This is a genomic window from Nocardioides sp. (genome assembly GCF_034670285.1).
Classification (GTDB): domain Bacteria; phylum Actinomycetota; class Actinomycetes; order Propionibacteriales; family Nocardioidaceae; genus Nocardioides.
Map to the genome: position 1 here is coordinate 1 of NZ_JAXMNS010000524.1, position 2,095 is coordinate 2,095.

At 70.7% G+C, this 2,095-nt stretch carries 3 protein-coding genes; all 3 read left to right on the forward strand.

Annotated elements, in window-relative coordinates:
• The coding region (locus VOI19_RS18540) for a regulatory protein RecX (protein WP_416366408.1) at positions 1-621 on the forward strand (621 nt) is incomplete at its 5' end.
• Between the two features lie 4 nt (positions 622-625).
• Complete coding sequence (locus tag VOI19_RS18545) at positions 626-1,471, forward strand: polyphosphate kinase 2 family protein (protein ID WP_323794419.1); 846 nt, start codon at positions 626-628, stop codon at positions 1,469-1,471.
• Positions 1,468-2,095 (forward strand): HipA family kinase (locus VOI19_RS18550; protein WP_323794420.1); only part of this gene is annotated, 628 nt, incomplete at its 3' end. The genes VOI19_RS18545 and VOI19_RS18550, both read left to right, overlap by 4 nt.

The following is a 2,095-nucleotide window of genomic DNA, read 5'->3' on the forward strand; positions in this document are numbered from 1 at the left end:
TCCTGGAGCGGCGACGTCTCACTGGGCGTCGACGCCTGGACGCACGGCGGCGCTGATCGCTCTGGTCGGCCCAGGGCGACAGCGCCGCCGCCGGACCCGGTGGCGAAGGGGCCCGACGCGGACCCCGAAGCCGTGGCGCGCAAGATCCTGCTGGATGCGTTGACCGGCCAGGCACGCAGCCGCAAGGAGCTCTCCGACAAGCTCGCCAAGAAGCTCGTGCCGGTCGAGATCGCCGAGCGGCTGCTCGACCGGTTCGAGGAGGTCGGCCTGATCGACGACGAGGCCTTCGCCCGGCTGTGGGTCTCGCACCGTCAGCCCGGCAAGGGCTTGGCGCGCCGGGCCCTCGCCCAGGAGCTGCGTCGCAAGGGCGTCGACGACGAGATCGCTCGCGAGGTGCTCGACGAGGTCGACCCCGCCGACGAGGAGGAGGCCGCACGTCGGTTGGTGCGCAAGAAGCTCCGCACCCTGACCCGCGTCGACGACACCGTCGCCACCCGGCGCCTGGTCGGGCTCCTGGCTCGCAAGGGCTACGGGTCGGGCATCTCGTTCGCCGTGGTGCGCGACGAGCTGAAGGCCGCCCGGAGCGCCGAGGCGGTGGAGGACGACGACGTCCTAGGGTGAGGACATGAACCTCGTCGAGCACCTGCGGCTCCCGCCCGGCCCCGTCGACCTCACGCAGTGGGCGACCGACGAGGCGCACGACTTCGACGGCTCCAAGAGTGACGGCAAGGACGCCCTCGCCGAGCTCGGTGCCGACCTGGCCGACCTGCAGGAGCGGCTGTTCGCCGAGGGGCGCACGGAGGGCTCGCGCAGCGTCCTGCTCGTGCTCCAGGGGATGGACACCTCCGGCAAGGGCGGCGTCGTGCGCCACACCGTCGGACTGATCGACCCCCAGGGCGTGCGCATCACCTCGTTCAAGGCGCCGACGAAGGACGAGCTCGCCCACGACTTCCTGTGGCGCATCGAGAAGGCGCTCCCGGCCGCCGGGCTGGTCGGGGTGTTCGACCGGTCCCACTACGAGGACGTGCTGATTGCTCGCGTGCGTGAGCTGGCCTCGGCCGAGGAGATCGAGCGCCGCTACGGAGCCATCAACGACTTCGAGCAGCAGCTGGTGGCCTCCGGCACGGTCGTGGTCAAGTGCATGCTGCACGTCTCGCACGAGGTCCAGAAGGAGCGGCTGCTCGCGCGCCTCGACGACCCGACGAAGTACTGGAAGTTCAACCCCGGCGACATCGACGAGCGCGAGCTGTGGCCCGACTATCGCGAGGCCTACGAGGTGGCGCTCGAGCGCACCAACACCGAGATCGCCCCGTGGCACGTGATCCCGGCCGACAAGAAGTGGTACCGCAACCTCGCGGTCGGCTGGCTGCTGCGCGACGCGCTCCAGGGTCTCAACCCGCAGTGGCCGGACGCCGACTTCGACATCGACGAGCAGCGCGCACGCCTGGTCGACGAGGCCCCGCTGACGTGACAGCGCTCCCAGACGTCGTCGTCACCCGCTACCTCACCCCGCTGCGCGAAGGCGGCAGCCTGCCCGGACTGGTCGAGGGCGACGACCTCGGCACCTACGTCTGCAAGTTCCGCCGTGCCGGACAGGGGCCACGCGTGCTGGCCGCTGAGGTGATCGTTGGCGAGCTCGCGCGACGCATCGGGCTCGACACGCCCCGCCAGGTGGTGCTTGACCTGAGTGCGGAGATCGCCCGCTACGAGGCCGACGAGGAGGTCCAGGACCTGCTCACCGCGAGCGTGGGTCCCAACCTCGGCAGCGACTTCCTGCCCGGCTCCTTCGGCTACGACGGCCAGGGGTCGGACCCGCAGACGGCGTCGAGCATCGTGTGGCTCGATGCCTTCTGCGCCAACGTCGACCGCTCGTGGCGCAATCCCAACCTGCTCTGGTGGGGAGGCAACCTGTGGATCATCGACCACGGTGCCTCGCTCTACTTCCACCACGCCTGGGTCGGCGGAGTCACCGATCCGGCTCGGTTTGCCGCACAGCGCTGGGACGCTTCCGACCACGTCCTGCTGGAGTCGGCGACCGCGCTCGCGGAGGCCGACGAGCGGTTGTCCGCCCTGGTCACCCCGGAGCTCCTGCGAG